Genomic DNA, 26,524 nt, shown 5'->3' on the forward strand with positions numbered 1-26,524 from the left:
CCCAGGAACTCGACAGCAAGTCCATGACCGCAGTGCGTGGCGGCAATTCCTGGTTGCAGGGACTGGGCCCCGTGGCCAACGTCAATGTCAACGTCAACCAGAACATCGCCCAGCTGCAAAGCATCAACGTGAACACGCTCAACAACGTCGGCGTGATCGGCTCCGGCTTCGGCCCGCTGAGCATCGACGTCAACCCGTCGCAATGGGCCGCCACCCACGCCAAGGTCTGAACGGCATGCGCCGCCTCGCTTCGCGGAACCCCCGCGGGTTCCACGGCCAGCGAACACAATGCTCCGGCACGCACTAGAGCAATTGGGAGCCCATCATCCGGTTGCGTTAAGTTCAACGCCCGCCGAAGCACAGCCGCTATTTCGGCCTTCACGCGCTCCCGCGCCACCTGCCCATCCGTTACACCTTCCGCGCCTCCCCACACTGTCGGTCGCCATCGCCACTCCCAACACTTGGGCGATGCATCGGTTGCGGATTGGTCATCCGGCGATCACCATCACAAGGCATGCAGCGCCATAGAACGGCAGCGCACCGGGACGCCACCTACGCCAAGGCATGCACGGCTTGCGCCCCCGCATGGTGGTATTGACCGGGACAGCTATATTAATCCATGAAATTTCATTTAATACAAATTAAAGCACATTTAATTAATATTAAATTCATGAGCAAGAAGTTGGCAATCAGCTCATAGGCGTCCCTCGTGACAACCAGACGACACCGTTGCAAATACCACACGCACGCATAAATATAAGCTGAAAACTCTTTTGAAACGCCGATAATGTTGCACAGCACAAGACCAAGCACTCGTGCATGGCGCCCTGGAAACACTGCAGCCCGTTGTGTTGAACGCACAAAAGCAGTGCATCGAACAAAACGGTCTGTCGGAATTCGACGATGCTGGCACGGCATTTAGTTGTGATGTTGCAACGTCAATAGTCGAAGCCGGCTGCCCTGTCGCGGATCTACAGCGCTGCGAGCTTGAAGCACTTTCCGCGTATGCGAGGCCCCGCTCCCTTCGATTCGCCCGCCCCAAAGGGCAATGGATTTTCCGGCTCGTGCTTTCCACTAGTCCAATTTTGTTTCGATCGTTGTGCCACAGGAGCTACCGTAATGAAATTGCTTCGCACCCTTACCATCGCTGCCTTTGCACTCGCGGCTCTTCCTCAAACTGCGCTGGCTGCCGATGCGCTGCCATCTTTTGCCGGCAACCTATCGCAGACCTCAGTCTCCGGCCTGTCGTCGGGCGCCTTCATGGCGGTCCAGTATCAGGTCGCATACTCAGGTTCTGTCGTCGGTGCCGGTGTGGTAGCGGGTGGGCCGTATTATTGTGCGGCTGGAAACATCCTCAACACGACGATCTGCATGGGGCAGGTGCCGTTCGTGCCGCCGAATCCTGCACTGATGGTAGCCGCCGCAACGGGTTTTGCGTCGCTCGGTCAGATCGACCCGCTATCGAATTTGCAGAAGGCCCGGGTCTATGTATTTAGCGGAACGAAGGATACCGTTGTCTACCAGCAGGCTGTCGACGCGACAGTGTCGTTCTTCAAGGAGGCTGGCGTTCCTGCGTCTAGCCTGCAGTATGTGAATAACGTGGCAGCCGGCCATGCATTCATCACACCAGCGTTCGGCAACGTGTGTTCCGATAACGCATCTCCATACATCAGCCACTGCGCGGTCGGCAAGCGAGGGTACGATCAGGCTGGCGCGTTGCTGCAGCAGATCTACGGCACGCTGAACCCGCCGGCGAAGAGTTTGTCAGGAAGAATCGTGCCGTTCGACCAGCGGGAGTTCGCGACGACCGCGACAGGCATGGCGGACACGGGCTTCGTTTACGTGCCGAGTTCATGCGCTAAGGGAGCACCGTGCAAAGTCCACGTGGCATTCCATGGGTGCAAGCAGTCCGAAGCCGTGGTCGGCAATGATTTCTATGCGAAGACGAACTACAACTACTGGGCGGACACAAACAACATCCTTGTGCTGTATCCGCAAGTGAATGCGTCTACGGTTCCATTCAATCCGCAAGGCTGCTGGGACTGGTTCGGTTATACCGGATCTGATTACGCGCTGAAATCGGGGGCGCAATTGAGCGCTGTCAACGCCATGGTCGGCCGGCTGCTATCCAAGCCGTGATGTACGGCGGCCGCTGACTCGCCAGGAAATCCTGCTCGTGTTCTCGGCCAATGCCGGCTTCTCGTTGGCGCCAGAGCCTGACGAGCAGCAGATGCGACAGCTAATGAGGTGCCGCTTGTCAACGGCGGTGCATTGCATCGGCGCGGGAACGGCGGTGGTGTATTCTCGGGCGGCGCGGTCGGAAGGCCGCCCATTACCGATTTTGCCGACCACGCATCACGCCCACTTCTTCCCTAGCGCCTCCAGACCTGCCTTTTGCAGATCCTCCTGGCTCATCACAATGCGGAACTTGCAGTTGCCCTGGAAGTTGAGAAAGAAGGGCTCCGCAAAAGCAGGAATGTCGGATGAATTTTCGACGTTGATCAGGAATACCCCGCAGCGCATTCCATCTTGCTCGGTAAAGTACGCTGCCTCCGGCTTGATCGTTTCCAGGATGCGCTCAATGACCTCGCCCACCTTCCCTCCCCTGACGAGCGAGTTGAATGGCTCATGAGGGAATTCGACTGTGAGTAGCATCTTCATGATCCGCACTCTCCTTACATGGTCGCTGCCCGGTAGCCAGCTTTTGCCTCAGGCGCTCCTGCCGCTTAACGTTGTCGTTGGCGGTGGGTGGGCAAACCCACGGCGCGGCTGGCCGGGGCACCGATACTACAAGATAGCATCAGCCACTGAAAAAGCTAGTTGGCGGCCCGTCCTGCTTGCGGGCGAGGCTGGGTGCCACGAGACGCCCGCACAGCGCGAAAACGAGAGAGCCCGACAAAACGCGAGGTGGTCCGAAAGGCCATAACAAAGCAGTCCCCGTATTCTGAGACAATGCGCAATGTTCGGAAAAACCCATGAAGAAGTCTTCGCCAGAGCGGCCTGGAAGGGCAAGGGGCCGCTTTCGCTGGAAACTGGCTGCCGATCCCGCGGCAGCTTCATTACCGCGGGGCAACGTGGGTCAGGCCTTCGTACGCTTGGTGTGCTGCCTGACTGATGATCCCTGCCGGAGACTGGTGACGGGGCTTCATCGCAATCCTGTGCGACGACCACAGCACTGTGACAATGTCGTCACATTGAGCTCAAGACAATGTTGCATTGCAGAAATTGCAATGATGTGCCATTGCCATCCGGAAACCTAGGGTTTATACTCATCCCCGTCTCCTCCTTGTCTCCTCGACATGGATTCAACCCGCCTCCTTTGGCGGGTTTTTTTCGCCTGCATGCTTTTCAGTGCTCCATACATCACCTTTAAGGTAATCGCCGCCATAAAAGCAAACCCCCAGTACTTTCGTAAGTGAGGTTTCAAGGGAGAGCCTGACAATTACCTGCTTGCACACGGGCATCCGCTACAGACGTCTCCGGCTGTCTGCTGCGAACGAAGGAATACCCGAGCATCCGCGAGAGTTTGTGGGGGACGCGCTCGGTGGTCGCCGTCTTACTTCACCGGGAACTGCGCGGGTACTCATCGAAATCATTCGCCTGTACGTCGAACAGCAACAGATGAGCAACAGATGCCGCACTAACCGGCCAAAGGGAGGCTACGCCGCCCGCGTCCGTCCTTCACCGGCCTGAAGGCAGAGGCTTGTCGCACACCGGATCAACCCAAGAACACGCTCAGAGCCAGGGCGGTATTAGACCGCGCACAGTACCAAGGGTGGCCGGGTTGGAAATGCCACAAGCCCCTCGTTGCTTAGTCGTTACTCGTAAGAGAAGAAGCTGCCCAGCTTGCCCATGTGTTCGAGCGCCAGGCCGGCACCCCGCGCCACGCAGGTCAGCGGGTCTTCAGCCACCAGCACGGGCAGGCCCGTTTCCTCAGCCAGCAGGCGATCGAGGTTGCGCAACAGCGCGCCGCCGCCGGTCAGCATCATGCCGCGCTCGGCGATGTCGGCGCCGAGTTCCGGTGGGGTCTGTTCGAGCGCGATCTTGACTGCCGACACGATCTGATTCAGCGGATCAGTCAGCGCTTCCAGGATTTCATTGGACGATATCGTGAATGGGCGCGGGATACCTTCGGACAGGTTGCGGCCTTTGACTTCCATCTCGCGGATCTCGGAGTCTGGGAAGGCCGAGCCGATTTCCTTCTTGATGGCCTCGGCGGTCTGCTCGCCAATCAGCATGCCGTAATTGCGCCGAATGTAGTTGACGATGGCTTCGTCGAATCTGTCGCCGCCCACGCGTATCGAGCCCTTGTAGACCATGCCGCCCAGCGAGACGATCCCCACCTCGGTCGTACCGCCACCGACATCCACTACCATCGAGCCGGATGGTTCCGACACTGGGAGGCCCGCGCCGAGTGCGGCGGCCATCGGCTCTTCAATCAGGTAGACCTGGCTGGCGCCAGCGGCCTGCGCGGATTCTTGAATTGCGCGCCGCTCGACCTGGGTCGAGCCGCACGGCACGGAAATGATGATCCGCGGCGACGGCCGAAGCAGTTTGGTGTCGTGCACCATCTTGATGAACTGCTTGAGCATCTGCTCGGTGACGGTGAAGTCGGCAATCACGCCGTCTTTCATCGGGCGGATGGCCTCGATGTTACCCGGCACCTTGCCCAGCATCTGCTTGGCATCCTTGCCAACAGCCTGGATGATTTTCTTGGGATTGATCCCCCCCTGCTGGCGAATTGCGACTACGGAGGGTTCATCAAGGACGATGCCCCTGTCGCGCATGTAGATCAGGGTGTTGGCCGTGCCGAGGTCGATCGCGAGATCGTTGGAGAAGTAGCTGCGGAGAAATCCGAACATCAGGAATCTTTCTTCTGGTAGTTCGCGAATATGCGAAACGGCGGGCGCAAGAAGTGGCGCCAACCATGATTTTCATAGCGACGCATGGCATGGAGGCTTCACGCGTCACGTGGAACTGGCTTCGGTGTCATTGCCAGCGCGCCGTCAGTCGATAAGAGCGATCGAACTCGGGTGGTGTCTGGCTTGCTGGCGGAATCGGCCATCACGCGAGTCGTCGAGCAGACCACTTATTGAACTGCGCAAAAGCAGCATCGGAATCACAAAAGCCTCACGAAGTCGGATCGGAGATACTGTGGCCCGACACCTGCGAGTGACGTGAACCACTCGCGTCGCGCTTGGGGCGGCAGACAGGAATATCAGCGGAAGCGAATGATACCGTATGACTCTCTCCGATTCCCGCGTCAAACTTGCCCGAACGCAGCGCGGCCGGATCTGGCGCTCCCCAAACCCAGGCGCTGCAGCGCGCCAGTGCGGGCGACCCGGCGGGTCAGGCTGTCAGTGCTGAAGCCAAGGGTGGTGTTGTCGTCCATTGCCAGCGAACCGGTATCCAGCGTCTGGTTGTGACCGAGCTTCAGCCGTCCCTGTTGCCGCGCCGTGCCGCCCGTGCAGGTGTTGGCACCGTATGGCTGCTCCTTGCCGTGTGGTGTCTGCCGGACTTAAGATGATTTCGTATCGGGTTGGCGGCATTGGTGGCGCCCTGGCGGTACTCGCGCTTTTTTCAACTAGATGAAAGGCACCAGGCGCGCAGGCCCCAACGCGGCCCGGTACCAGTATTCCTACAATCCGCAGGAGCGCTCATGCTTTCAGATCTTCTGATGCACTTGCCGAGATCCAAGGCGACCGTCGTGTTACTGGCGGTGGTATCGGCCGCGGCAGTTGCAGCTCCGCAGACGAGCAGTCGGTCGCAGAGTCTTAGTACCCAACGCGGCATCAGCGACGGACAGAGCGGTGGCACCGAGCTGCAAGCCGGGCCGCTTTTGCATCAGCCCATTGTCGGGGCGCAGCCGATGGCGACACCCCAGGAACTGCCTCCCAATGGATCGACGCCATACCCGTACATTATTGCCCCGTATATCCAGGTCCCCGGCGCTACCCCCACTCCTCATCCGCAGCCACGTCCCCGGCCGATGCCGCATTAGAATTTGTGACGAATACCGACGACCGCGCCAAACTGATTGTCCGAGCCACTTACCGTGCCGAAGCCGGTGCCTTGGATCGCGCCGGCACCGCCTGCGGTCAGGCCCAGGTTCGAACCATCCTTGTTCTTGGTGTAACCAAGGTTCAGGTAGGCATCGGTGCGCTTGGACAGGTTGTAGTCAACCGATGCCACGAAGCTCCACGGATCGGCCTTGGTGCCGCGGAAGTCCTGGTAGTAGGCTGCGCCGGTCAAAGATAGTGCAGGTAGCAACTGATAGCCCACGCCCAGCCAGTACAGGTTCGAGACATTGTTAGCCCCGAGGTTGCCCGGCAGCGTGGCACCGTCGAGCGCCATGGCCCAACGATAACCAGCGTACATCTTGGCCGGGCCGAAGGCATATGATCCAGCCAGGCTGGCGCGGCGGATCTTGGCACCCGTCAGGGCACCAGTCGCGGCCAGGCCGAGGTTGGTTTCGTCGTATATACCCCCGACGGCGAACGGACCGACAGCATAGGTCAGGCCAGCGCTGTACTCCTGGCCAATCTTGGGGCTGCCCGGCACTTCACCAAAAGAGCCGCCACCGGTGTTCGAGCCAAAGCTATACAGGGCTCTGGCGGTCAGGCCACCGAAGGTGCCGGCGTACTTGACGGAGTTGTCAGCGCGGCTGGTGAACCCTGCGTCCTGGCCGATGATCGAGTAGTTCGTGGAGATCCCCATTGGGTCGAATTGCAGGCCGAAGTCATAGAGCGGGGTCTGTTGACGGCCCAGGGTCAGGGTGCCCCACTGGCTTTGCAGGCCGACGTAGGCGTTACGGCCGAACAGACGGCCGCTTTGGGCCGAGGTGCCTGTATCGAGGTTAAAGCCGCTTTCCAGTACGAAGATGCCCTTCAGGCCACCGCCCAGATCCTCCACACCACGCAGGCCCCAACGGCTGCCCGACAGGTTGCCCGAGGTCAGGCGGGTCACGCCGCTGCCGCTCCCGGGTTGGTTATTTTGATATTCGAGACCAATGTCAAGGATCCCGTACAGCGTCACACTCGACTGTGCATACGCACCACCGGCGGCCAATGCAGCGACGGTGGCAATCCATTTCATCTTCATAACACTTTCCTTGTTAGCTGATGATTGGAAACTTTGAGCTATCCCGACTGCAGGCCGACGCAATCCGCTCACGTCGATTTTGTATTATGTACCAGCGTTCGGCTAACGAAACTTGCGAACGGTGGCTTAACGAACCTTCGAACAGTTCTTTGGAACGGGCCGGTACGCATGCCGAGTACCTCCCGCATCACGCAATGCCGCAGAACTCGCGTCGGTACTGTTCTGGCGTGGTGCCAGCCTCTCGCTGGAACATCGCGATAAAGGCCGAGGCGGTGCTATAGCCGAGATCGAAGGCGATTTCCTGCACGCCGCGGCCCGTTTCCAAGGCATCGATGGCGCGCAGAAAGCGCAGGCGCTGACGCCAGTCGCCGAACGACATGCCGAGTTCGTGCTGGCACCGGCGGGCTAGCGTCCGTTCGGTCATGTGCACGCTGGCGGCCCAGTCGGCCAGCGTGCGGTGGTCGCCGGGATCCGCCTGCAACGCTTCAAGCACGGTAATCAAGGCAGGCGTGGCTGCCGCCGGCAGATAGCAGCGCTGCACCGATGCCTGCGCGAGCTGATCGACCACCACGTGCGCGAGCCGCAGGTCGGCCGGCGTGCGCGGTACATGCACGTCGCGCGCGGCGAAGTCAGCCAGTACGCTCCTGATGATCGGGCTGATGCGCACGGTGCAGGCTTCGGCCGGCAGCTGCGCGCACAAGCCTGGTTCTATGTAGATCGAGCGGTAGACGATCGCGTGCCGCAAGGTGCAGCTATGCACCACCGCCGGCGGGATCCACACCGCATACTGCGGCGGCGAAAGCAGCCGCAGTCCGTCGGTTTCCATCTGCATCGTGCCGTGCGCGGCGTAGTTCAGGTGGCCCCAGCTATGGCTATGCGCCGCGGCCTGCGTGTCAGCGCCGAATTCGTCGTAGCGAAAATAGAAAGGACCGTCCATCCCTTCGACGTCTTGGATTGGCAAGTAGCGCCGTTTGTCGGGCATGGTTTGTCGGATTCGTGTGTTTTGTGCCGAAGAAGAGTCCGGAAACCCGGATTGGATGTCCTAATTCAGCTATATGCATTAACGCGGACGCGTGCATGATAGCCCTGCACTCGCACTAAGGAAAGGAAAGCCTTCATGTGGCAATACGCGTTTCCGCTACTGGCCGTCGTGATCTGGTCCGGTAATACCGTCGTCAGCAAGATGGCGGCCGGCACCATCGCACCGGCCGAAATCAGTTTCTACCGCTGGCTGCTGGCCGCCCTGCTTTTCACGCCGCTGGCATTGCGCCCGGTGCTGCGCAACTGGCCGGCGATCCGGCCGCGATGCGGGCGGATCGCGGTACTGGGCCTGCTCGGCATGGTGGCCTATCAGTGCCTGGCTTATTACGCGGCCTACATGACCACCGCCACGCACATGGGCATCATCGGCTCGCTCACGCCGATGATGGTGCTGGCGTTGTCGATCCTGCTGCTGGGACAGCGCCTGACGGCCGGTGCCGTGGCGGGATCCCTGCTGTCGATCGCCGGCGTGCTGGTGGTGGTGTCATCCGGCGACCTCCGCGGCCTGATGGCCAGCGGCGCCAACCTGGGGGACGGACTGATGCTGCTGGCGATGCTGGCCTACGCGGTCTACGTCATCCTGCTTAAGCGCTGGAATATGAAGGACGTGCCTGCGTTGCAACTGCTCTACCTGCAAATCGTCGTAGCCGTTGTCGCCCTGTTGCCGCTCTACCTGCTCACGCCCAGGATGGGCCTCTCGGCGGCCAACCTCCCGCTGGTTGGATTCGCCGGATTGATGGCGTCGATGGTCGCGCCGCTGGTGTGGATGCACACGGTCGCCAGCATTGGCCCAAGCCGCGCGAGCATGTTCTTCAACCTGATCCCGTTGCTCACCGCGCTGATCGCGGCGGTGGTGATCGGGGAGTCGCTGGCGGCGTATCACGCGCTCGGCGGGGCGCTGACGGTCGCGGGTGTGCTGCTGGCCGAGTTGTGGAAGGCGCCGCCGCGGCTGCAAGCTGCGGCGCCGTGAGAAGCCGCCGTGCCCTCAGGCGCGCCCTGCTGCCCGCACCGAGCCGTAGCGCGCGGTCAGCCGGTCTACGGAGTGACGGAAATCGCGGATCGTTTCGTCAATGATCTGCTGAACCGGCACGACCGAATCGATTCGTCCGCATACCTGCCCCGTCAGCGGCACTGCCGCCTCCATGTCGCCGCCAAAGTAGAGCTGCTGAACGCCGGCGAATTCACTCTTGATGTTCTCCGGCAATTCCAGCTCGATCCGGGAGGTGCGCGCCGTGCGCAGCGCCCGGAGCGCCGGGCCCTTGCCGCCGCGATTGAGAAAGACGGTATCTGTCTCCTGCGCGCCGACGATGGCATTCTTCCAGTTGTCATGAACGGGCGACTCGGCCGATGTCAGCATGCGCGTGCCCATCTGTATGCCTTCCGCGCCCATCGCGAACGCCGCCGCCATCGTGGCGCCGTCGCAGAAGCCACCCGCGGCTACCACCGGGACATCGACCTTCGAGCAGACAAGCGGCAGCAACACCATGGAGGTCACGTCGCGCTGGTTCTTGAACCCACCGCCCTCGCTGCCCTCCACAATCAGGCCGTCCACGCCGGCCGCCACCGCCTTGAGGGCGCCGGCCAGGGTTGGCACCACATGAAAAACCGTGAGGCCGGCTTCCTTCAGCTCCGCGCAATAGCGTGTCGGGTCACCAGCCGATGTTGTCACGAACCGGATCCCCTGGTCGACGACGAAACGTACGATATCGGGATCTCGCACATAAGTCAGCGCGATGTTGACCCCGAATGGCTTATCGGTCAGTTCTCGCATCTTGCGAATCTCGACGCGAATCGTATCCAGTTCTCCGGATGAAGTCTCGATGATTCCCATCCCACCCGCGTTGGAGACCGCGGCCGCCAGTTGCGCCCTGGCGATCCACCCCATTGGGGCCTGGATTATCGGATGCTGGACGCCCAGCATCTCGGTCACTCGATTCGTTATCGTCATGGCTTTGTCTCCGCTCTACTCTGGTAATACTGCGCGGATGCGCCGCGCCCTCTTCACGTTGAAAAAAGCCCGTGGCGCGATAGCGCGTTCCGCATTCGGGAATGAAACCTGGCCGTAGAGCTTAGGGGCACGCCGATACACCGTCCAATGATTGTTTTGAATAGGTATTCATGCATTCCGGACATGGTGTCTCCATGATTAGTGGTATCGATCGAAGTTGTATTTCCTTGCGGCCTCGAGGTCATCCGCCGCTATCTCCGGATGCGTCCTGAGGAGCGCGTCCCGAAAGGCTGTCCAGAAGCGCGGATCGCGCCACCGCGAGTAAGACATGACCCAGTAGAGATCATCCAGCGCGCGCCGGACAAGAAGATCCAGGTCACGCTGAAAGGGGGGCAGCGTATCGTCGATGGGCAAGCGATACTTGCGCTTTAAATGGGACACGATGGCATCGCTGTCGCCTATCGCCTGCCCGCCATCGTCGACATACGGGAGCTGGCCGCGCGGCGCCGCTTTCGCATCCAGGGCGTGGCGATGCTCGAAAGGCAGGCCGCACAGTTTCAGGAACGCGAATATCTTCAGACCGTATGGATTGTTGTCTTCAAGGCCAAACAGATCCGGATAGGAAAAAAGTGTGATCATGCCGGCCTCCGCAGCAGATGGCCCCGGCTCTCTACACCAGCCAGGCCTGATGATTCCAGGCGATGAAGCCAGCATGCCGCGCGGGAGAACCCGGGAAGCGGAGTGCCCGCCTCCCGGGCCCGCGGCAGCTTTTCAATGCTCCGCTTCGGACTGGACCGCGCCGATGGAGGCCATGACAACGCGACGCGCGTCGAACTCCTCGGCAATCTTCTGATCCTGCGCGAACTGCGCCTCCACATCGACATTGGCAAACTCGATAGCGCCCATGTCGGCAAATGCACTCTGCACGCGCGGGCTCCACAGGCCGATATCCTTGACTGTGGGGACAATACGGCTGAACAGCCGCTGGCGGAATTGCCGCATGGTTTCGGACTCCCGCACTGCCTTGGCGCACTCCTCCTCCGGCAACCCGAGGCGGCCCCAGACCTCCTTCTGGTCGAAGCGGTCGCGCATCATGTAGCAAGCCTCGATCACAAAGTCCTCGCGCTCCTTGCGTTCGGCCTCCGTCAACTGCGGATAGAAACCGCGCAGCGCGGTGCGGCCGAATGCAACGTGGCGCGCCTCGTCCTGCATCACGTAGGCGTTGATCGATGCAGCCAGCGGATTCTTGGAGAAGTCGCGAATGCGCTGGAACGCGGCCAGCGCAAGCCCCTCCACCAGCACCTGCATGCCCAGATAGCAGAAGTCCCAGCGCGAATCGGTCAGGATGCTCTCAAGCAAGGACTTGAGTCCCGGCGTGATGGGATAGAGGATGCCGACCTTCTCGTGCAGCAGGCGCGAATAGGCCTCCACGTGGCGTGCTTCGTCCATGGTCTGCGTGGCGGCATAGAACTTGGCATCCATGTCCGGGACCATCTGCACGATCCGCGCCGAAACCATCAGGGCGCCCTGCTCGCCATGCAGGAACTGCGACAGCGAATGCGCCTGCTGGTGGCGGCGCACTTCGATGCGGTCGTGCTTGCCCATCTTTTCCCAGAGCGGCGTGCCGTAGATCGGGATCATCCGGTCATCGAGTTCCTGCGGGTTCTCGGGATCGAGTTCCTGCGACCAGTCGATCCGGTCGGTGGCGTTCCATTGCTGCTTCTTGCTGGTTTCATAGAGCTGCAGCAGTTTGGAATTCTCGTTGTCGTATTCCCAGTTGAACTCGGTGGCAACCTGGCTGCCGATCGACCAGCCCGTCTGTACCACCGGCAGCGTGTAACGATGAACGGATGACATGCAATCTCCTTTGGCGCTCATGGGTTTCGACCGGTCTCCATGCCTGCTTAGCCGGAGTTGGGACCTGTCTTGAATTTGCGTTGGCTTCCGGCTATAAACAGAATCATAATTCTCTTTCTTGTTAATTCAAGGACCCGGCACAGGGTCCGGAGAAGCCGGGAGACATTGATGCAGTTCCACAATCTGACTGTCGCGCAGGTCACTCGGGAGACCGAAGATGCTTGCTCCTACACGCTTTCGATTCCCGACGCGCTGCAGCAATCTTTCGCCTACCGTGCCGGGCAGCACCTCACCTTCCGGGTAAACGTGGATGGGGAAATACTGCTGCGGAGCTACTCGCTTTCCAGTTCGCCTGAAGCGGGAGGCCTGCCGGTTGTCACGGTCAAGCGCATCCCCGATGGCCGCGTGTCGGGATGGTTTCATGCCCATGTCCGGGCCGGAACCCGGCTGGAGGTGAGCGCACCGGCTGGCCGCTTTGTCTGCGAGAACATGGATGCGCCGCTTTTCTTCTGCGCGGCGGGCAGCGGCATTACACCGGTCCTCTCGATGATCCGGTCGGCGCTGGCATCCACTCACCGCAGGATGACGCTCTTCTACGCCAATCGCGATACGCCCGGCGCGATCTTCGCGGCGGAAATTGCCGCCCTGGCGCGGGGTAATCCGGATCGCCTGACTGTGCATATGCACTACGACGATGCCGATGGCTTTCCCGAGCGCGGCAAGATTGCCGCCCTGCTCTCGTCCGTTGCGCAATGCCAGCTTTATCTGTGCGGGCCGGGGCCATTCATGCAGACCGTACAGGAAGCAGCCGAGGCGGCCGGGATGGCGCGCGGGCGCGTGCATCTGGAGCGATTCGACGCTCCCATGCCAAACCCTGAGACCGGCTCGGCGACCCGTGCGGCATCGTCGGCGGCAACCAGCGCGGTGGAGTGCGATGCCAAGGTAATCCTCGGCGGCGCACTGCATGTCGTGCGTGTCGCCAGCGGCCAGTCACTGCTGCAGGCCGCGCTCGCCTGCGGCGTGGATGCGCCCTATGCTTGCGAGGAGGGCTATTGCGGATCGTGTGCTGCCAAGTGCATCGATGGCGCGGTGGTTCATGAGCGCAACGATGTCTTCGGCGCCGACGAGCTTGCTGCCGGCTGGATCCTGACCTGCCAGGCGCGACCGCGCCAGGAGCGGCCGGTCGCAATCACCTACGACGTATGACAGCAGAAACCACCATCCCGGCAGACGCTGCGGCGACCACGTTGCGCGCCGGGCTGAAACAACCCCGTCAGGAACGCAGCGAAGCCACCCTCAAGGCCATGCTGGCGGCCGGCCGGACGCTGATCAACGAGGCCGGCAGCCTGACCGGGTTTTCCCTCGCCGATCTCGTGCGCGCCGCTTCCACCTCGGTCGGGGCCTTCTATGCACGGTTTCCGGACAAGGAGACCTTCTGCGCGCTGGTGCTGGAAGACACTCTGGCCGAATTGCGAGCCGAACTGGACTATTCGCTGGCCACGGACCCGACCTGGAACGCAGGTCCCGCTGCCGCGATCTGCGGCCGTATCGTTGGTTTCTATGTCGGTCTGTTCCGCAGGCATCGCGGCCTGTTTGCGGCCTACATGCGGCATAGCCCTGCGCAGAATCCCCTGTGGCAACCTATCCGCGAGGCCAACCGGCGGATCCTGGACGCCATGGTGCCGCGCCTGGCCAGCCATGTTGCCGCCGGGCGCTTTACCGGACCCACCGGACCCGACAACGAGACCCGGATCGCGGTGCAACTTGTGATCAGCGCGCTGACCAGCATCGTGCTGCATGCGCCCAGCGGCATGGCCCTGGACGATCCGCGGCTGGAGCAACGGCTCACGGCGATGCTGTATTGCTATCTATCCTCGCCTGCGGCCGGCGACGCATAGGCGCGCTAACCCTCCGGCAACAGCAGGTAGCGCCTCATCATCCTGACGAGATGGGTTTCCAGCTTGCGTCCTTCGAGATGCAACGGGCCCGGATCGTTGAGCAATATATTGGCCAGCGTGCCCACCAGGAATTGAATGGCGACCCGTACCTCGAAGGTGGCGTGGGCCAGCCGCGGCGAATCAAGCTGGCCGGCCAGCAACGGCACAAGCAAGTCCTGCACGCGCCGGTTGGCTTGCCGCATGGGATTGTCCCCGCTGCCTGTCGCCGAGTAATGGCGCAGGAATCCCTTGAAGAGGCCGCGGTTCTGCCGGAAGCGGCCGACGTAGATGCGCACGATGCGCTCGACGATGGCGGATGCCGGGCCGGTTTGCCAGACCGGATCCTCCGCGATCGATTGCCGGGTGATCGCTTCGGCTTCGGCCAGCGCGGCCTCGAGCATGAATGCGAGGAAAGCCTCCTTGTCCTTGAAGCGCGCGTAGAAGGCGCCAATCGATGTGTTTGCCGCGCCGACCACGTCGCTCAGCGAAATCTCATCCAGATTGCCGCGCTGCTCGGCAAGCGCACGGCCGGCCTTGACCATCTTGTCGAGGTTTTGCTCGCTGCGCGACTGGCGCGGGGGGCGCATGGCGGGTGGCTGCTCCGTGCCTGCCGCGAGTGCCTTCGCCGAACGGCGCGCGGGCGCCCCCTTGCTAGCGGACGTGCTTGCCCGGCCTGGCGGCCGGGTCGCGGGCTTGCGGATCGTTGGCATGACGGCGGAACTCTCGTTGAGCGACAAAGAGCCGCATTATGCGACATGTGCCACCCGACGCTTGAGAATCCCATGACGGGTGCCGTGATCCCGGCAAGGCCCCCGCGCGAGTCCTATTCCAGCCGGCTTCGGCAGCTTCGCCACGCAGGCGAGTGGCATCGAAACAATTCATGTAGGCACAAAAGGAAATTGAACATCCCTGAGCCGTTATACCGTCATCATTGGCGTCTACGCTATATCTTGGGGGGAACGAGCCCAGGCTCCCCATGGCCATCGGCGTTGGCCGTGCCGCCTCGATCCGGGCCATTGCGCAAGAGTTGGAACGAAGGTGTTGAGATGAAGCACTATCCGCTCGAATCGCGTTTCGCCACGCAACGGCGTAGCCGATCCTGGCCCCTCGGCGCGGCTTTCGGCAGCCGGATCGCCATTGGCGCGTTGATGCTTGCGCCCGCGCTGGCTGGCGCCCAGGGCGCCCCCGACTTTAGTTTCCTGAACGCCAACGTGCAGAAGCGCGCCAACGGCGTGCTGTCGCTAATGTCTTATTCCGTGGTGCCGGACCTGACTTCCAGTTCGTTGTCGATCAACAACGCCAGCTCCGGCAACCCCGGCATCGTGATGTCGCAGCTAGGTGGCGGCGCGACCATGAGCAAGTCATTTCCAATCTACCTCGAAGGCGCTATCGCCTATAGCCGGTACGATCCCCAGTTCGTTGCGTCCAATGGAACAGAATCGAGATCCGTGCCGACCAAGTGGAACACAGTCTCCGCCACCGGCGGGATTGGTTGGGATTTCCCCCTGACGGAGAACAAGGAACTGGTGTTCCGGCCCATCTTCAACTTCTCACTGGGTTATGTAGCTAGCGATCTCTCGGTGGCCAAGTTTGTCACGGAGCGCATTACCGACCGGCAGATCAACTTCCTGGACCACGGCACCCTGAACGCCTACGGGCTAGGCGGCTCGGTCATGCTGGACTGGGAGCACTACCGGGAAACCCACGAGATCGACCTCGAGTTGCGATACACCAATATCCATCTCCAGAGCTTCGGCGGCAGTTCGGAAGCCGTGCAGGGATCGGCCTCTGCCCAGACCGCCAACCTGTACGCGCGCTGGCGCGCGCCCACGGGACTGCGCGCCCTGGACCGGCCCGTGCGCTATGTGCTGGAACTTTCGCACTCGCGCTATCTTGGCAGCCAGTCCGAAATCCTCGGATTCACCAACCTGACGACCCTGGGCACGGGCCTGGAACTCGATACCAGCGCGCATGAAGTGTTCGTGACGCGCATACGCGCCGTGGTGCGCTACGTATTCGGCAACAACGTGTCGGGCGTCTCGCTGGGACTGGCTGCCAGCTTCTAGCGCCGCGGCAGTCAGGCGACGACCGGGATTCTCCCGCGTTGAAGTCCTGATATCGCGCGTCGAAGCTGGTCAACGTGCGCAATGAAGAGATCACCATTCCCAATGCCGTCGTGGTGGCCTCTCCCATCGTCAACTATTCGCGCCATGCCACGGACCGTGGCGCCCTGGTTGCAACCACCGTCACCATCGGCTATGACACGCCATGGCGGCAGGTCCACGCCATGCTGCTGGCGGCGGCATCGCGCATGCGGCATGTCGCCATGGTGCCTGCGCCGTTCGTGCTCCAGCGGACGCTGTCCGACTATTACGTGGAGTACGAGCCGATGGTGGCCATCGACGATCCCGCCGCTGTCGTCCCTGCACGTTTACGCCCGCAGGCGCTGTCGTCCCTGCACGCCGAGATCCAGGACGAATTCAACCGCAACGGGGTGCAGATCATGTCGCCGCACTTCATGGCCCAGCCAGCGGAGCCGGTAGTGGTCAAACCCGGGCAATGGGGAGGCCAGGATCCAGGCGGCCCGGCGTAGTCGCGGCACCCTTTTCGGCACGCTCGGACAGGGCCCTTGGTACGTGCCACCGCCCTCGCCTCGCAGGCTAAATGTTGACCTCGCCGGCGACCCGGCTGATGCACGCGATGGCATGTTGCGCCATGGGCGACGGCGTGCGGTTGCGCAGGCTCACGACACCCATCTCGGAGTACAGCGCCGGCAGTCCCGGGATACGCAACGGGAGCAGCGCGCCAGCGTCGATATCGGCCTGCACCGACGTCTGCGTCGCGGCCAGGACGGTGTCGGTGGACAAGGCCACGGACCGGAGGATGGTGATGTCGTCGCACTCAAGCGCAAGCGGGGCTTCCTGTCCCGCCGGCAATCCAAGCACCTTTGCCAGTTCGGCCTTCACGATGCTCGGTACTTTTGTGGCCGCGACACCGTAGTGCCAAGCCTCGGTCAATGTGCACTGACGCGAGGCCAGCGGATGCGATGCACGAACGTAGAAGCCGCCGCGCTGGGCTCCCACCGGCCGGATCTCCAGAGCCGCATCTTCCGGCAAATCCCGCACGTCCGCGACAAAGAACTCGATATCCTCCGCGCGCAAGCGTTCCAGCAACTGCTTCCAGTTGCTCTCCTCGACGCGCAAGGCAACCCTGGGATAGAGCCGGCGCAATTCGGACAACGCTCGTGGCATGAGGGTGGCGGCCGGGAATGGCCCGGCCCCGAAGGCGGTATCGCCCAGCTGGCTGTCGCGATAAAGATCGACATCGCGCTGCAGGCAGCGCGCATCGAACAGCAGCCTGCGCGCCCGTTCGATCACGAACTCGCCCGCCGGAGTCGGCCTGACCTCGCCCACGTCACGGTCGAACAGGCGGATGCCGAGATCGCTTTCGATGGCCTGGATGCTGCGGCTGAAGGCCGGCTGGCTGAGGTGGACCCGCTCGGCCGCCCGCGCGAAATGCAGTGCGTCGGCGAGCGCCAGGACATGGCTGAGGCGGCGGAGGTCCATCATGTGCGTTGCTCCTGACGCATTGGAACGTTGCATAGTATGCATTGGACGCATCGGCCCGGCAAGCCTAAAGTCGTTCGGACCTGATGGCGCCAGAAGGCCCGGACCGTTCAGACCATAGAGCAAGATCGGAGACACCCCCCAATGAGTATGCAACTACAGAACATGCTGATCGCGGTCGTCATGCTCGGCTTTGCCGGCATGGAGTTCGTTACGCGCCGCTACCAGACGAGCGTCAACGCCACCCGGGACGACACCAGGCTGGAACTGGCCATGTTCCTGAGCCTGATCGCCATCACGCAGCCCCTGGCCCTGCTCGTCACGGGCCAGCTTTGCGCCTGGTTCATGCCGGAGCAGCGAGGGGCGTGGGCGAACCTGCCGTGGTGGGCAATGGCCGCGATCCTGCTGGTTTGCGACGACATGACCCAGTACTGGTGGCACCGCGTATCGCATTCGCCGCTGCTGTGGCCCTTGCACCGCGCGCACCATACCGCGCAGTACATGAGCATCCGCGTGACGTACCGCAACAACTTCTTCTACTACCTGATGATGCCGGGGCTGTGGATTGCCGGTGTCCTGCTCTACCTGGGCTTTGCCAAGGTCTATGGCGCGTACCTTGTCATCAAGCTGACGGTGATCCTTGGGGCGCACAGCGCATGGCGCTGGGACGAGCCCTTGTACCGGATCCGCGCACTGCGCCCGCTGATGTGGATCCTGGAGCGGACCATCTCGACGCCTGCCACGCACTGGGCTCACCACGCGATCACCAACGACGATGGGATCGGGCACTACAAGGGCAACTTCGGCAATCTCCTGTTTTTCTGGGACATCCTCTTCGGCTCGGCGCACATCACGCGCAAATACCCGGCGGGGATTGGCTTGCAGGACGACCGGCTGTTCGGGCAGGAGCGCTGGTACATCCAGATGTTCTACCCGCTGGTCCAGTCGCGTCGCGAGCATTCGGCGCTGCGCTTCGGGGGGCACGCTTATGTGGAAGCGGAAGCGGACGCCGATGCGGCCCCGCAAGGCACGGAACAGCGGAGGTCGGCATGAACGACCGCACGCTGACAGAGCAACTGGCTGAGCAAGCCATCGCGAGCGCCCGCATGGAGTCGGTGTTCGAGGCACAACGCCACGCCTTCCTGCAGAACCCCTGCCCCGATGCCGGGCAGCGGCGCCAGCACCTGCGCGCGCTCAAGCGGCAACTCCTGCGATACCAGGACGTGCTCGCCGAAGCGATCGACCGGGATTTCGGCGAGCGTTCCCTCGCGGAAACAAAGATGCTGGAAGTGCTGCCGACCACGCTGGAGATCAATCACGCGATCTCGCATGTGCGCCGCTGGATGCGTGCAAGCCGCCGCCGGCCGGAACTGCTTTTTGCCAGCAACAGCCTGCGCGTGACTTACCAGCCCAAGGGCGTCGTCGGCGTGATTGCCACCTGGAATTTCCCGGTCTACCTGTCGCTGGGGCCGCTGGTGGCGGCGCTGGCAGCGGGCAACCGCGTCATGATCAAGATGCCGGAGACCACGCCGGCAACCAACGCCACGCTCAGGCAGATGTTGGGCGAGGTCTTCGCCGAAGACCACGTGGCGCTGGTCGGCGGCGAACTCGCGGACCCAGGCGCCTTCACCGCCCTGCCATTCAACCATATCGTCTTCACCGGTTCGCCGGCGGTGGGCCGTATCGTCATGGGCCAGGCAGCGCGCAATCTCACACCGGTCACGCTGGAGCTGGGCGGCAAGTCGCCCGCGATCGTCCTGCGCGACTATCCGGTGCGCGAGGCCGCCCGGCGCATCGCGCATGGCAAGGGAATCAACTGCGGACAGGTCTGCGTGGCCCCCGACTACGCGCTGGTGCCACGCGAGCGCGTGGACGAATTCATCAAGGCGGTGGTCCACAGCTTCGGCGAACTCTACGGCAAGCGTACCGCGCAAAACGCGGATTACACGGCGCTGGCCAGCGACCGCCACGCTGCGCGCATCAAGGACATGCTGGAGGATGCGCGCGCCAAGGGTGCGATTGTGATCCCCTGCGGCGAGGTCGGCCCCGGACGCCGCCTGGCGCTGCATGTGGTGACGAACTGCACGCCGGATATGACGCTGATGCGCGAAGAGATCTTCGGGCCCGTCCTTCCGGTGGTGCCCTACGACACGCACGAGCAGGCCATCGAAATGGTGCAGCGGCAAGCGCGCCCGCTGGCCTTGTATTGCTTCAGCCATGACGCGTCCGAGCGCGGCAAGCTGCTCGCGCGCACGCATTCGGGCGGTGTCACGATCAATGACTGGGCGTGGCACGTGGTCAACCATGACGCCCCCTTCGGGGGCGTGGGCCAGTCAGGCATGGGCAATTATCACGGTGAAGAGGGCTTTCGCGAGTTGTCGCATGCGCGCACGGTATTCAAGCGGCATCGCCTCTTTCCCATCGAGCTGTTTTATCCGCCCTACGGCAACCTGGCGCAGCGCCTGACGTTGAAGCTGTTTGCGGGCCACGGCGATCCGGCGGTGAAGAAGCCGTTCTGAGCGGCCCAATGAGAAACCGGAGCGGCGGCCCCCGCTCCGGCATTTCAGTTGCTGCTGGCGTTCGGCGTTGCCAGTTTTTTCATCGCTTCATCGACCGCCTTCTTCATGCTGAGCGTGTCCGCGCCCTGGCGCGGCGGATAGTCCTGCAGGCTCTTCAGGTGCGCCTGCAGGAACGGCCCGCCCGCCGTGGGTGCCCAGAGCTTTTGCGCAACGAAACGCCGCCCCGCGTAACCCCACTCATGGGATTCCGGATCCATCTTTTCCATGGGATCCATCAGCAGGTTGAAGATGTAGGGCACGCTCGGATATGACTTTGCGTTAAACCAGCTACCGTCCTTCTTGACGCCGATATGCATCTTCCAGGCGTCGACGCGAATCGCCATCAGATCCGTTTCGTCGTAGTAAAAGATCTCGCGGCGCGCCGATTTCTCGGTCTTGCCCATCCAGTAGTCGAGGTTGTTATAGCCATCCAGGTGCACCTTGTAGCTGGTCCCGCTCATCTTGTAGCCTTTGAGCAGGTCCTCCTTCAGATTCGGCGCGCCCGCCGCGGCGGCCAGAGTCACGAACAGATCTTCATGGCTCTGGATCCCGTTGAGGTCGGAACCCGCCCGGATCTTGCCCGGCCAGCGAATCAGGCAGGGTACCCGCACGCCGCCCTCCCAAGTCGTACCCTTCTCCCCACGGAACGGCGCATAGCCGCCATCCGGCCACATCATCAGTTCGTTGCCGTTGTCGGTCGAGTAGATCACGATCGTATTGTCGGCCACGCCCAGGTCCTTCAGCTTCTGGAGAAGCTGCCCTACCTGCTCGTCGTGCTCGATCATCTTGGCGCGCACGACATCCTGTTCGGCGCGGCCCTCCGCAACGGCCTTCTGGAGATACTGGTTCTGCGGATGCGACCAGATGTGGATGGCCGTCGTGTTGAACCAGACGAAGAACGGCTTGTCGCCCTTGCCCACGCGATCCATATAGTCGAGGGTTGCCTTGGTGACCTCGGAATCGAAGGTTTCCATGCGTTTGCGGGTCAGCGGACCGGTGTTTTCGATCTTCTGCTTGCCGACGCGGCCGAACTTCGGGTCCACGGTCGCATCGTCCTGCGTCGTGGCCCAGGTATGCAGGACACCGCGCGGCCCTACGTTCTTCGTGTATTCGGGGTTGCGCTGCCCGGGGTAGTCGAGTTCTTCCGGCTCCTCCTCGGCGTTGAGGTGGTACAGGTTGCCGAACCATTCGTCGAAACCATGCATGGTCGGCAGGAACTCGTTGCGGTCGCCGAGATGGTTCTTGCCGAACTGGGCCGTGGCATAGCCTTGCGACTTCAGCACCTCGGCAAGCGTCGGGTCTTGCTTCTGGATGCCACGCGCGGATCCGGGAATGCCGATGGTGGTCATGCCGGTGCGGATCGGCATCTGGCCGGTGATGAAGGCCGCCCGCCCCGCGGTGCAGCTCGGCTGACCGTAGTGGTCGGTGAAGATGGCACCGTCGCGGGCGAGGCTGTCGATATTGGGCGTGCGTCCCATCATGCCGTGGGTGTAGGCGCCAATGTTCCACATGCCGATATCGTCGCCGAATATGACGACAATGTTCGGCTTGCCGCCCGGCGCCTGCGCCATGGCCAGCGGCGGGAACAGGATTACCGTCAGGACGAGGAGCACTGCGATGGCAAATCCGCGCCAAAGCGCACCCCGTTTATCGCCGGTCCGCCGATACGAAGCCACGCCCGCAAACGGCGCCACCGTCTTGACGCTTTCCCATGCCATTGAAGTCTCCCGCCTGCGCTGTGTATCCAGATGGAGGCATGCCGCGCACGCATCGGCGCGCTCTGTATGCAAGCACGCGAGCGCTGTGATGCACCGCCCGATTTCGTCCATGGCGCCGCCTCTGCACGGGAAGTCGCCTTGCGCGCACCCGCGCCCGGCTCGACTGAAATCATGGGAAATGCGCGCCATCCTGGCTAATCCAATATGAACGCGTAGCCGACTGGAAGTGAAAATTCTTGGCGGCCGTGTAAAGCGAAATCGCTGGCTTCCCCGCGACCGGGCTTCCAGACGGGTCTCCGGGCGCCGGCAGGCACGCCCTCTCCGTTACAGAAAGGTCTCGATGATATCCGTCGACGACCGCGTTCCCAGCGCGCTGAAGTTGGCTTCCAGCCAGCTATCGGCGCGCTCGCGCCCCAGTGTGTAGAGCTCGCGCAGGAAGTGCCAGTCAGCATTGAATTTGCTCGATACCCCAAGCCGGGCCATCTCGGTCTCGGCATCGATGTTATGGATGAACATGCGCCGGTATTGCGCCGGATCCAGCGCGCCTTCGTCGATCAGCCGGGAGACAAACTCAATCGCGCGCATTTCCCGCATCAGCGACGAGTTGAAACTCAGCGTATTGACGCGGTCGATGATTTCGCGTGCCGTAGTCGGCACATCGGGAATGCGGATCGGATTAATGCGGATGATCAGTACATCGCGGCTGTCGGTCTCGTAGATCAGCGGGTAGATGGGCGGGTTGCCCATGTAGCCGCCATCCCAGTAATACTCCCCTTCGATCTCCACAGCCTGGAACAAGCTGGGCAGGCAACTCGACGCCAGCACCGCCTGGATGCTGATCTCGTGATTGGTGAACACCCGCATGCGGCCGCTCAGTACATTGGTGGCGCACAGGAAGAGCCTGGGGCTGCGGCAGTTGCGCAAGATATCGAAATCGATCATCTTGACCAGCATGTCGCGCAGCGGGTTCAGATTGGACGGATTGAGCTGGTAGGGAGAAAAAAAACGGGTGATATGGTCAAACAGCAGCCACCCGGGCGAGAGGTTCAACCGGTCGAGCCCCAGCATCCGGTCGAACCAGGTGGGTTGCAGAGGACTCATTCGCGCGCATTCGGCGACGCCTCGCCACAACGCTTCAAGCATTTGGCGCGCCCCCTCGCGCCCGCCGCTGACGATGCCATAGGCAAGCACGGTGGCATTGACCGCGCCGGCGCTGGTACCGCTGATGCCGTCGACCTCGATGCGGCCGTCTTCCAGCAGGCGGTCGAGCACGCCCCAACTGAACGCCCCGTGGCTGCCGCCGCCCTGCAGTGCAATATTGATGCGGCGAACCGGGGAGGATGGCGTCTGGTTGCCGCTGCCCGCCTCCGTTGCCGGGCGGGCTGGCGCCGTTCGCCGGATCGAACGCCGGGCTCCGCTCACTGTTGCTCTGGCACGCTGGGACATGGAGGTCTCCTCGATCGATGGCGTCTGAGGCTCAATGCGGTGCCGGCCGGCCAAGCCGCCACGTCAGGTTGCGACGCGCGCGGGCTTCGCAGCGGGCCTGGAATAATTCGGTGTAGTAGATGCGGGGACGCGCCAGCAGCGCATCCAGCACAGCCCGTTCGCGGGCGTCATAGACCAGATCGTCGAGATCGGGGCGCTCGGCCCGCAGGCGCGCCCCGTCCTGACGAAAGCGCGTGCGTCCGCCCCCGAGAACCGCCAGGTCGATATCGACGGCAAAGGCGCAATCCGGGTCGGCCGGCACGGCGGTGTGCGTGGTCGCCAGGATCATGTCGGCAATGCGTCCCGCCGCCGGGATGCCATCCCCCGCCCAGCGCAGGAACCACTCGGCGCTGCGCTGCTCGTTGTCCCTGGCTCCGGGAATGAAGATCACATCATGGCACCACAGCGCCAGTTCCACGGCATCGGGATCAGGGACCGCGCCACGCGCCCAATCGAGATCGCGCAGGCAGCGGCGGATGTGCCGCAGGGTGTGATAGTAGCGCGCCGGTTCGGCGTAATGCAGCACCAGGTCGGCATGGACGGCTTCGGCGAGGATGCCGCCACTGCGCGACCACAGCGCCAGGAAACGCGCTTGCATCTCGTCCATTTCACCTCCCCGACACCAAGGAGCCACCAACCGGGCCGCATCCGGGTCGCATCCGGGTCACGTGCCGGAACCCTCCGGCCAGCCCGAGTATGCGCTCCGTTAAGGCCGATTAGGCGGCGGCGGGCCGGCACCAGCGTACGCGGCCGCACTATTGCGAGAAAACCCGTCTATGCAGGTTGGGCAAGCCCGGTGACGGTGCCTAGAATGCCAAAGGTGGAAGCTCGCGATTTGCGGACAAACGCTTTGACGGCCAGCTGATCGACCGAACGGATTGAGATGCATATGGACCGAGAACCGAAACCTGAGGCGTCCGATGGCTCGGTGATGTTCGCGGACGTCAGTGGCAGCACGAGGCTATATGAACTGGCCGGCGATACGGTTGCCTTCGGTGCCATCGGCCGCTGTATCGCTGTCATGAAGTCCTGCTCCGGCGCATCCCAGGGCCGGGTCGTCAAGACAATCGGAGACGAGGTCATGGTGCTGTTCCCATCGGCCGAACAGGCGATGCAGGCGGCACTCGACATGCAAGTGGCTGTCTCTCAACTTCCTCCCATCGCCAGTGTTCCCATGTCGGTCCATATCGGCTTTCACCATGGACCGGTCTTGTCCGACGAATCGGGCGACGTATTTGGTGACACCGTGAATCTCGCGGCTCGCCTGACGAAGCTCGCGTCACGCGGCCAGATCATCACCAGCAAGGATGCGGTGGAACACCTGTCCGCAAGGCTGCGCCAGATGACTCGCTACCTGTATCCGATCCAGGTGCGCGGCAAGGAACCGCCTGTCGAGTTGTTCGAAGCAATATGGGAGCAGAACGCCGACATGACCGTCATGGCCAACGCAAGTCCGCGCTCGTTGCGCTCCGCGCTGCTCACGCTAAGGTACCGGGAGACGCTGCTCGAAATGAATGCCGCATCCCTGCCGGTGACCATCGGCCGTGATAGCGGCATGAGCATTGTGGTTTCGGACCGGCAAGCGTCCAGATTCCAGGCCACGGTCGAGTCTCGCGCGGGCAGATATGTGCTGATCGACAGCAGCTCGAATGGCACACACGTCACCATCGATGGCGAAGATGAGTTCGTTCTGCGCCGCGACGAAGTCACGCTCAGGGGCCATGGCTGGATTACCTTTGGCCAGTCGATGGAATATGCGGGTGAGCGGGTCGAGTTCTTTTTGTACGTCGAAGGGCGTGGGTGAGAATGCAAGGCCAATGGCATGCAGCCTGTCGGTGATGCCGCATCGGGGGCAGATCAGCTCTACAGCGCCTTCTTTCGTTTGGTCCGATAGCGCATCCTGCCGTTCTCCAGATGTCCGGTCGTCGTCACCAGCCATTTCCCGTCTGCCGACAAACTCTCGTCCCATTCGCCAACCAGTGTCAGCTTCCCGTCGATATAGCGGAAGGTCTGAGCGGAGTGACTGCAGCAACTACCTCGTTGTGCCGACATCACCGCATGGCGACGGGTGTCAATGGATATCTGCGGCAAATTGGACAATTCCTCGTTAGGGACGAATTGCCGCGCTACCGGATCGAACAGAAAGAAGTGCGTGGTGTTGTTCGGACCTGCGCCCCCCGACATGCCGAAGATGCTTATGTCCCGGTGGCCATCGAAATTGGCGTCGACGACTTGCAGGAATTCCTTGTCTGCGGTTTGTCCCTCTGAATCGAAGTCGCGAAGGACCTGCAGGCGCCGACCGGTTCTTCGGTCCAGCACCTCGATGGCCACCGGCACTCCAGCCTCTGGCGCGTCACTATCAGGACGAAAGCCGACGCGAAAGCGAAAGTCCTTTGTGCTGGCCTTCTGCTCAACCCACTTCAGTTCGAACAAATCATCCCGGTCGATCCAGCCATGGAATGCCGATCCGTCCCGATGGACATGCTCGACTTCATACCAATCCGGTCTGCTGGCAAGAACAGCGACAAAGCTCCCGGCGTCCAGGCTGGCCACAGGCGACGCACGATCTGCCTGCGCGAAGACTGGCACCGCCTTTTCGAGGTAGAGAATGTCGCCATAGGTGCGCGGCGTCACCAGTTTGAAGCGATCGGCATAGTATGTCGTTTCATAATGGTGGATTGCCCGGCCGTAAGCCGCCGGTTCGCAGACGCCGAGCGCGCAAGCACCGACTTCGTCTGGGGTGGGCCGACGTTCGGGCGGCACTGCCTCGCTGCGCTGGAATGCTCTCCTGGGCTGCCAGGCGACCGTAAATGCCGAATCGCTCCCCTTTAGCATGGCTTCGCCGGTGCTGATATTGGTTCGGCAAAATGGCTGGGACTTTGAGTAGTCGTTCCAAACCGGAAACGCGTAGGCGACGCAAAGCCTGTTGGCACCATTTATGTCGGTGCGGTAGTCCCGATCGACAAGGAAAATCAGCTTGTTTCGATGGGAATCGGACTCGTACGAAACCACTGCATATGTCGCATCCGCTGCCGCGGGAATGGCATGTTCGAAGTGCTCGACATCCTCTTCGCCGGGCCTTCCTTGCAACCTTTCCGCGGCACTCAGGTTGGAACCGGCTTCGAGTCGATAGATACCTGGCACCAGAAAATCGGAGGCGAAGATGGGATTCATCTTCGCCGCAGCCAGGACGAAGACGAGGCAGGCGGTTCGCATGGTAAGCGTCAGGCAGGTTGGATTGAAGACTGGTCAGCAACGTCCAGGCCAGCGGTTCATCATAGTCGCGTCCGCAAAAGCAAAACCCCCCAGTACT

At 62.1% G+C, this 26,524-nt stretch carries 23 protein-coding genes and 1 pseudogene; 10 read left to right on the top strand and 14 right to left on the bottom strand.

Annotated features, from left to right (window positions below; translation table 11 throughout):
- Together CF70_RS15985 and CF70_RS15990 are read left to right on the top strand one after the other, a co-directional pair.
- On the top strand, positions 1-230 hold a 230-nt coding region (locus CF70_RS15985; protein WP_035866549.1), incomplete at its 5' end, for a hypothetical protein.
- A gap of 889 nt (positions 231-1,119) precedes the next feature.
- Positions 1,120-2,139 carry a PHB depolymerase family esterase gene (locus CF70_RS15990; RefSeq protein WP_035866551.1) on the top strand — a complete coding sequence of 340 codons (1,020 nt, stop codon included), beginning with the start codon at positions 1,120-1,122 and terminating at the stop codon, positions 2,137-2,139.
- 216 nt (positions 2,140-2,355) lie between these two features.
- On the opposite strand, the gene CF70_RS15995 is transcribed toward CF70_RS15990, so the two are convergent.
- The 5 genes from CF70_RS15995 to CF70_RS16010 form a co-directional block, all read right to left on the bottom strand.
- On the bottom strand, positions 2,356-2,661 hold the full coding sequence (locus CF70_RS15995; protein WP_035866552.1) for a hypothetical protein: 306 nt from the start codon (positions 2,659-2,661) through the stop codon (positions 2,356-2,358).
- Positions 2,662-3,818: 1,157 nt separating this feature from the next.
- Positions 3,819-4,862, bottom strand: coding sequence for a rod shape-determining protein (locus tag CF70_RS16000; protein ID WP_035866554.1), 1,044 nt, complete (start codon positions 4,860-4,862; stop codon positions 3,819-3,821).
- 401 nt (positions 4,863-5,263) lie between these two features.
- A complete protein-coding gene (locus CF70_RS38595) occupies positions 5,264-5,392 on the bottom strand; it encodes a hypothetical protein (protein ID WP_255350668.1) in 129 nt (42 codons plus the stop codon).
- 605 nt (positions 5,393-5,997) lie between these two features.
- The gene (locus CF70_RS16005; protein ID WP_035866556.1) at positions 5,998-7,101 is read right to left on the bottom strand and encodes a porin; all 1,104 of its coding nucleotides are present in this window, start codon (positions 7,099-7,101) and stop codon (positions 5,998-6,000) included.
- Between the two features lie 187 nt (positions 7,102-7,288).
- Positions 7,289-8,083: an AraC family transcriptional regulator gene (locus CF70_RS16010; RefSeq protein ID WP_035866560.1), complete on the bottom strand. Its 795-nt coding sequence runs from the start codon at positions 8,081-8,083 to the stop codon at positions 7,289-7,291.
- 135 nt (positions 8,084-8,218) lie between these two features.
- Here CF70_RS16010 and CF70_RS16015 point away from each other — a divergent pair, with 135 nt between their 5' ends.
- Positions 8,219-9,112, top strand: coding sequence for a DMT family transporter (locus CF70_RS16015; protein ID WP_035866562.1), 894 nt, complete (start codon positions 8,219-8,221; stop codon positions 9,110-9,112).
- A gap of 15 nt (positions 9,113-9,127) precedes the next feature.
- Here CF70_RS16015 and CF70_RS16020 read toward each other — a convergent pair whose 3' ends face one another.
- The 3 genes and pseudogenes from CF70_RS16020 to CF70_RS16030 all read right to left on the bottom strand — a co-directional run bounded on the left by CF70_RS16020 (position 9,128) and on the right by CF70_RS16030 (position 11,947).
- Positions 9,128-10,063 (bottom strand): NAD(P)H-dependent flavin oxidoreductase, encoded by a 936-nt coding sequence (locus tag CF70_RS16020; protein ID WP_414629456.1) that lies wholly within the window; start codon positions 10,061-10,063, stop codon positions 9,128-9,130.
- A 228-nt stretch (positions 10,064-10,291) separates the two neighbouring features.
- Positions 10,292-10,729 (bottom strand): annotated as a pseudogene (locus CF70_RS16025) (Tom37 metaxin N-terminal-like domain-containing protein); the annotation flags it as partial.
- 132 nt (positions 10,730-10,861) lie between these two features.
- Complete coding sequence (locus CF70_RS16030; RefSeq protein ID WP_035866569.1) at positions 10,862-11,947, bottom strand: ferritin-like domain-containing protein; 1,086 nt, start codon at positions 11,945-11,947, stop codon at positions 10,862-10,864.
- 69 nt (positions 11,948-12,016) lie between these two features.
- On the opposite strand from CF70_RS16030, the gene CF70_RS16035 reads away from it, so the two are divergent.
- Together CF70_RS16035 and CF70_RS16040 are read left to right on the top strand one after the other, a co-directional pair.
- Positions 12,017-13,153: a ferredoxin--NADP reductase gene (locus CF70_RS16035; RefSeq protein WP_235185072.1), complete on the top strand. Its 1,137-nt coding sequence runs from the start codon at positions 12,017-12,019 to the stop codon at positions 13,151-13,153.
- The gene (locus CF70_RS16040; RefSeq protein WP_051648542.1) at positions 13,150-13,845 is read left to right on the top strand and encodes a TetR/AcrR family transcriptional regulator; all 696 of its coding nucleotides are present in this window, start codon (positions 13,150-13,152) and stop codon (positions 13,843-13,845) included. The genes CF70_RS16035 and CF70_RS16040 overlap by 4 nt, the downstream gene beginning before the upstream one ends.
- A gap of 5 nt (positions 13,846-13,850) precedes the next feature.
- Here CF70_RS16040 and CF70_RS16045 read toward each other — a convergent pair whose 3' ends face one another.
- Positions 13,851-14,594, bottom strand: a complete 744-nt coding sequence (locus CF70_RS16045) for a TetR/AcrR family transcriptional regulator (protein ID WP_235185073.1) — start codon at positions 14,592-14,594, stop codon at positions 13,851-13,853.
- A gap of 438 nt (positions 14,595-15,032) precedes the next feature.
- Here CF70_RS16045 and CF70_RS16050 point away from each other — a divergent pair, with 438 nt between their 5' ends.
- Complete coding sequence (locus CF70_RS16050) at positions 15,033-15,950, top strand: hypothetical protein (protein WP_035866592.1); 918 nt, start codon at positions 15,033-15,035, stop codon at positions 15,948-15,950.
- A 74-nt stretch (positions 15,951-16,024) separates the two neighbouring features.
- Positions 16,025-16,477, top strand: coding sequence for a mechanosensitive ion channel domain-containing protein (locus tag CF70_RS16055; RefSeq protein ID WP_035866579.1), 453 nt, complete (start codon positions 16,025-16,027; stop codon positions 16,475-16,477).
- 67 nt (positions 16,478-16,544) lie between these two features.
- On the opposite strand, the gene CF70_RS16060 is transcribed toward CF70_RS16055, so the two are convergent.
- Positions 16,545-17,453, bottom strand: coding sequence for a LysR family transcriptional regulator (locus CF70_RS16060; protein ID WP_304413170.1), 909 nt, complete (start codon positions 17,451-17,453; stop codon positions 16,545-16,547).
- 141 nt (positions 17,454-17,594) lie between these two features.
- On the opposite strand from CF70_RS16060, the gene CF70_RS16065 reads away from it, so the two are divergent.
- Together CF70_RS16065 and CF70_RS16070 are read left to right on the top strand one after the other, a co-directional pair.
- On the top strand, positions 17,595-18,503 hold the full coding sequence (locus CF70_RS16065) for a sterol desaturase family protein (RefSeq protein ID WP_035866582.1): 909 nt from the start codon (positions 17,595-17,597) through the stop codon (positions 18,501-18,503).
- Complete coding sequence (locus CF70_RS16070) at positions 18,500-19,969, top strand: coniferyl aldehyde dehydrogenase (RefSeq protein ID WP_051648545.1); 1,470 nt, start codon at positions 18,500-18,502, stop codon at positions 19,967-19,969. Before CF70_RS16065 ends, CF70_RS16070 begins: the two co-directional genes overlap by 4 nt.
- 44 nt (positions 19,970-20,013) lie before the next feature.
- On the opposite strand, the gene CF70_RS16075 is transcribed toward CF70_RS16070, so the two are convergent.
- The 3 genes from CF70_RS16075 to CF70_RS16085 all read right to left on the bottom strand — a co-directional run bounded on the left by CF70_RS16075 (position 20,014) and on the right by CF70_RS16085 (position 23,818).
- Positions 20,014-21,726, bottom strand: coding sequence for an arylsulfatase (locus tag CF70_RS16075; protein ID WP_081862202.1), 1,713 nt, complete (start codon positions 21,724-21,726; stop codon positions 20,014-20,016).
- A gap of 324 nt (positions 21,727-22,050) precedes the next feature.
- Positions 22,051-23,172 carry a patatin-like phospholipase family protein gene (locus CF70_RS16080; RefSeq protein WP_081862203.1) on the bottom strand — a complete coding sequence of 374 codons (1,122 nt, stop codon included), beginning with the start codon at positions 23,170-23,172 and terminating at the stop codon, positions 22,051-22,053.
- A 31-nt stretch (positions 23,173-23,203) separates the two neighbouring features.
- A complete protein-coding gene (locus tag CF70_RS16085; protein ID WP_035866585.1) occupies positions 23,204-23,818 on the bottom strand; it encodes a hypothetical protein in 615 nt (204 codons plus the stop codon).
- 282 nt (positions 23,819-24,100) lie between these two features.
- Here CF70_RS16085 and CF70_RS16090 point away from each other — a divergent pair, with 282 nt between their 5' ends.
- Positions 24,101-25,015, top strand: a complete 915-nt coding sequence (locus CF70_RS16090; RefSeq protein ID WP_035866587.1) for an adenylate/guanylate cyclase domain-containing protein — start codon at positions 24,101-24,103, stop codon at positions 25,013-25,015.
- Positions 25,016-25,074: 59 nt separating this feature from the next.
- Here the strand turns inward: CF70_RS16090 and CF70_RS16095 are convergent, their stop codons facing one another.
- Positions 25,075-26,385 carry an XAC2610-related protein gene (locus CF70_RS16095; protein ID WP_152561831.1) on the bottom strand — a complete coding sequence of 437 codons (1,311 nt, stop codon included), beginning with the start codon at positions 26,383-26,385 and terminating at the stop codon, positions 25,075-25,077.
- Positions 26,386-26,524: the final 139 nt, after the last annotated feature.

It is taken from the genome of Cupriavidus sp. SK-3 (genome assembly GCF_000611145.1).
Classification (GTDB): Bacteria; Pseudomonadota; Gammaproteobacteria; order Burkholderiales; family Burkholderiaceae; genus Cupriavidus.

Excerpts from the sequence above, each read along its gene's own strand:
- CF70_RS15990 (WP_035866551.1), top strand. The coding sequence starts at position 1,120 with ATGAAATTGCTTCGCACCCTTACCATCGCTGCCTTTGCACTCGCGGCT.
- CF70_RS15995 (WP_035866552.1), bottom strand. The coding sequence starts at position 2,661 with ATGAAGATGCTACTCACAGTCGAATTCCCTCATGAGCCATTCAACTCG.
- CF70_RS16000 (WP_035866554.1), bottom strand. The coding sequence starts at position 4,862 with ATGTTCGGATTTCTCCGCAGCTACTTCTCCAACGATCTCGCGATCGAC.
- CF70_RS38595 (WP_255350668.1), bottom strand. The coding sequence starts at position 5,392 with ATGGACGACAACACCACCCTTGGCTTCAGCACTGACAGCCTGACCCGC.
- CF70_RS16005 (WP_035866556.1), bottom strand. The coding sequence starts at position 7,101 with ATGAAGATGAAATGGATTGCCACCGTCGCTGCATTGGCCGCCGGTGGT.
- CF70_RS16010 (WP_035866560.1), bottom strand. The coding sequence starts at position 8,083 with ATGCCCGACAAACGGCGCTACTTGCCAATCCAAGACGTCGAAGGGATG.
- CF70_RS16015 (WP_035866562.1), top strand. The coding sequence starts at position 8,219 with ATGTGGCAATACGCGTTTCCGCTACTGGCCGTCGTGATCTGGTCCGGT.
- CF70_RS16020 (WP_414629456.1), bottom strand. The coding sequence starts at position 10,063 with ATGCTGGGCGTCCAGCATCCGATAATCCAGGCCCCAATGGGGTGGATC.
- CF70_RS16030 (WP_035866569.1), bottom strand. The coding sequence starts at position 11,947 with ATGTCATCCGTTCATCGTTACACGCTGCCGGTGGTACAGACGGGCTGG.
- CF70_RS16040 (WP_051648542.1), top strand. The coding sequence starts at position 13,150 with ATGACAGCAGAAACCACCATCCCGGCAGACGCTGCGGCGACCACGTTG.
- CF70_RS16045 (WP_235185073.1), bottom strand. The coding sequence starts at position 14,594 with ATGCCAACGATCCGCAAGCCCGCGACCCGGCCGCCAGGCCGGGCAAGC.
- CF70_RS16050 (WP_035866592.1), top strand. The coding sequence starts at position 15,033 with ATGCTTGCGCCCGCGCTGGCTGGCGCCCAGGGCGCCCCCGACTTTAGT.
- CF70_RS16060 (WP_304413170.1), bottom strand. The coding sequence starts at position 17,453 with ATGATGGACCTCCGCCGCCTCAGCCATGTCCTGGCGCTCGCCGACGCA.
- CF70_RS16065 (WP_035866582.1), top strand. The coding sequence starts at position 17,595 with ATGAGTATGCAACTACAGAACATGCTGATCGCGGTCGTCATGCTCGGC.
- CF70_RS16070 (WP_051648545.1), top strand. The coding sequence starts at position 18,500 with ATGAACGACCGCACGCTGACAGAGCAACTGGCTGAGCAAGCCATCGCG.
- CF70_RS16075 (WP_081862202.1), bottom strand. The coding sequence starts at position 21,726 with ATGGCATGGGAAAGCGTCAAGACGGTGGCGCCGTTTGCGGGCGTGGCT.
- CF70_RS16080 (WP_081862203.1), bottom strand. The coding sequence starts at position 23,172 with ATGTCCCAGCGTGCCAGAGCAACAGTGAGCGGAGCCCGGCGTTCGATC.
- CF70_RS16085 (WP_035866585.1), bottom strand. The coding sequence starts at position 23,818 with ATGGACGAGATGCAAGCGCGTTTCCTGGCGCTGTGGTCGCGCAGTGGC.
- CF70_RS16090 (WP_035866587.1), top strand. The coding sequence starts at position 24,101 with ATGGACCGAGAACCGAAACCTGAGGCGTCCGATGGCTCGGTGATGTTC.
- CF70_RS16095 (WP_152561831.1), bottom strand. The coding sequence starts at position 26,385 with ATGAATCCCATCTTCGCCTCCGATTTTCTGGTGCCAGGTATCTATCGA.